This window comes from Streptomyces sp. NPDC002785, from assembly GCF_040295565.1.
Taxonomy (GTDB): Bacteria; Actinomycetota; Actinomycetes; order Streptomycetales; family Streptomycetaceae; genus Streptomyces.
In genome coordinates this window covers 8,389-11,262 of record NZ_JBEOVN010000223.1, presented here as the reverse complement: position 1 = coordinate 11,262, position 2,874 = coordinate 8,389, and the positions used below count along the sequence as shown (strand labels likewise).

The window sequence follows — 2,874 nt, the reverse complement described above, 5'->3', positions numbered from 1 at the left end:
GGCCGCGATCGCGGCCATCGCGGCCCTGCGGGCAGGCGGCATGACGATGATCCCGCCCATGCTCCTGATCGCGGCCGGGATGGGGTTCGGCATCGTGGGGCTCCAGTACCTCGCGGTCAGCGGCGTCACCGCGGACGACGCCGGGACCGCCTCGGGCGTCCAGCGCGCGGCTGACCAACTGGGCGGTGCGACCGGGGTAGCAGTCTGTGTTGGGATCGGGTTCGCCCCGTCCTTGCACTCCTTCGATCCGTTCCTGGTGGCCACCCTGCTGGCCGTCATGGGGCTCGTGACCGGCGCGGTTGTGGCTTGGCGCATGCCCGCGCCCGCTCCCGCAGCGGACCTGCAGGAACAGGCCGGGTGACTTTCGCCCCGCAGGGGTGTGCCGCCATGACATTCGGGGCGGCACACCCTTGCGGGTCTTGCTGGTCAACGCCCTCTACGGCCGAGCGAAGGTCACGTGCCCGTCCTGCCCTCATCCATAACCGACCCGTTGTGGGACCAGTTCCACGCCCTCCTGCCCAAGCGGGCAGTGGCCGCTCATCCATTGGGCTGCCACCGTCCCCGCATCCCCGACCGGGTCGTGTTCGACAAGCTCCTGGCTCGCCTCGTGCTCGGAGGCACCTACCAGCAGCATGCCGACCACACCTGCTCGGCAACTACGATGAGGGCTCGGCGGGATGAGTGGATCGCCAATGGCCTCTTCGAGCGGCTGCACCGGCTGGCGCTCGAGGCATACGACGAGGCCATCGGCCTCGACCTTGAGAATCTCGTGGTGGACGGTTGCATCGTGAAAGCCCCTGGCGGTGGCCAGAACACCGGGCGTAGTCCGGTGGACCGAGGCAAGAGCGGTCTGAAGCGTTCGGTACTGGTCGACGGCGGGGGCTTGCCGTTGGGGTGGGTCCTGGCTGGCGCAAACCGCAACGACTCGCCGCTGTTGCGCCCCACCCTGGAGACCCTGCGCCTGTTCGGGTTCCATCTGCCACCGTCGATCACAGTGCACCTGGACGCCGGCTACGACTCACAACCCACCCGGGCGCTGCTGGAAGAGCTGGGCTGCGCTGGGCGGATCACCCCGAAAGGGCAGTTCGTGCCGATCAACCACACCCACCGGTGGGTGATCGAACGGACCAACTCCTGGCACAACCGGGGGTTCAAGGCGTTAGCGATCGTGACTGACCGGCGCGCGGTGGTGCAGGACGCGTGGGTGGCGTTGGCCAGCGCGGTCATCGTGATCCGCAGGCTGCTACGCCGGGCCTGGACGGCCTACCGGTGGGATGCCCGCCCTGCCCGACGACCCTGACCTATCCGCGCGAGCTCTAAGCTTGACTATTAACCCCACCAAGATCATTTTTTGGTGGGGTTCGTCGTTCGCCTGACAGCTGGGCGGCCTTTGCGTGATCGTGTCTTCTCGCTGAAGTCGACAGTCGATCAACCCAAAGGCCGTGATGGACAGTCTGCAAGACGACGCTGCGCGCGTCGTGGCCCTGACCGGGTTGTCCCGGTTCCGCCGCGAGTTCTACGAGTGCCTGACCCTGCGAGGGGATGCCCTGTTCGAGCTGACGGACGCGGTGCTGTGCGCCGACGGGCCGGTGGTCTCGCTGCCGGAGCTGACGTTGGAGGCGGTGCACCGGCGCGGGCACGGGGCGATGTACGACGCACTGGCCCAGGGCCGCATCAACGTGTCCCGCCTCCGCGTGGCGCTGGCGGGCTTGAAGCTGCCGCGCGGGGCGGACCGGCAGCTGTCCATCGCACTGGACGTCACGCCCTGGCCCCGACCGGACGCCGAGTGCTCGCCCGAACGCCTGCACTGCCACCGCCCGTGCCGTTGCGACGGCGTGCGCCAAACCATCCCCGGCTGGCCCTACCAGATCGCCGCCGCCCTCGGTGGTGGCCGCTCCTCGTGGACCGGCCCGCTCGACGTGGTGCGACTGGGCCCCGAGGACGACCCCACCGAAGTCACCGCGACCCAGATCCGTGAGCTGCACGCCCGCCTGGAACGGGCCGGGCAATGGCAACCGGGCGACCCGCCGATCCTGTTCGTCATGGACTCCGGATACGACCTCGTGCGTCTGACCTGGCTACTGCGCGAGGAGCCGGTACGGCTGCTGGGACGGATCCGCGCGGACCGGGTGATGTACGCACCGGCCGGCAAGCGCCGCGGAACCAACCCCGGACGCCCGCCCCGCCACGGAGCGGAGTTCCGCCTCGCCGACCCCGCCACCCATCCCGCCCCGGTCCAGGAGCCGACCGGCACCCACGACCGCTTCGGCGGGCGCTGTCACGTTGTTGGCTGCGTGGGTCGCTGACGGTGCGTCGGGGCGTGGTGGGGGCCGGTGTTTCGGGCTGGTGTTCAGGCTTCGGCGGGCTGGCCGGCGGCGCCGGTGGCCTGGTCCCAGATGGCGAAGCGGGTGGTCATCTCGGTGCGGTATTCGGTGGCGGTCATCAGATGGCGGCGAGTCCTGAAGTGGGGTGAGATGCCGCTGAACGCGGACAGAAAACGCTGGGCCCCGCCGACTCTACGGAAGCCCTTCATGGCGCGTTCGCGCTGCCGGGTGGGCTGATGACTGTTCTCGGCGCGGTTGTTCAGGCCCTTGTGAGAACGGTGCTCGACGGAGGGCATGACCTCGCGGTGGGCCGCGCCGTAGGAGCGGAGCTTGTCGGTGACGATTACCCGCGGCACCGAGCAGGTCTTCTTGAGCAGTTTGCGGAAGAACCGCCTGGCCGCAGCGGTGTCCCGCCGGTTCTGGACCAGGATGTCCAGGACGGTGCCGTCGGCGTCCACAGCCCGCCACAGGTACTTCTGCTCTCCGTTGATCTTGATGAAGACCTCGTCCAGGTGCCACTTTTCCCCGGGCCGGGGCCGCCGGCGGCGCA

At 69.2% G+C, this 2,874-nt stretch carries 3 protein-coding genes and 1 pseudogene; 3 read left to right on the top strand and 1 reads right to left on the bottom strand.

All coding sequences use genetic code 11. The features are described 5' to 3' along the window. From ABTZ94_RS32585 to ABTZ94_RS32575, 3 genes and pseudogenes are all read left to right on the top strand, one after another. Positions 1 to 361 (top strand): annotated as a pseudogene (locus ABTZ94_RS32585) (MFS transporter); the annotation flags it as partial. A 96-nt stretch (positions 362 to 457) separates the two neighbouring features. Further along, positions 458 to 1,300, top strand: coding sequence for an IS5 family transposase (locus ABTZ94_RS32580; protein ID WP_351206249.1), 843 nt, complete (start codon positions 458 to 460; stop codon positions 1,298 to 1,300). Positions 1,301 to 1,445: 145 nt separating this feature from the next. Then, positions 1,446 to 2,306: a transposase gene (locus ABTZ94_RS32575; protein ID WP_351206247.1), complete on the top strand. Its 861-nt coding sequence runs from the start codon at positions 1,446 to 1,448 to the stop codon at positions 2,304 to 2,306. 44 nt (positions 2,307 to 2,350) lie between these two features. On the opposite strand, the gene ABTZ94_RS32570 is transcribed toward ABTZ94_RS32575, so the two are convergent. Then, positions 2,351 to 2,874, bottom strand: a 524-nt coding sequence (locus ABTZ94_RS32570) for an IS6 family transposase (RefSeq protein WP_351206245.1), incomplete at its 5' end; no start/stop codon positions are given.

What these genes read in the sequence shown, in the direction of transcription:
- ABTZ94_RS32575 (WP_351206247.1), top strand. Translation starts at nt 1,446, where the DNA reads ATGGACAGTCTGCAAGACGACGCTGCGCGCGTCGTGGCCCTGACCGGG.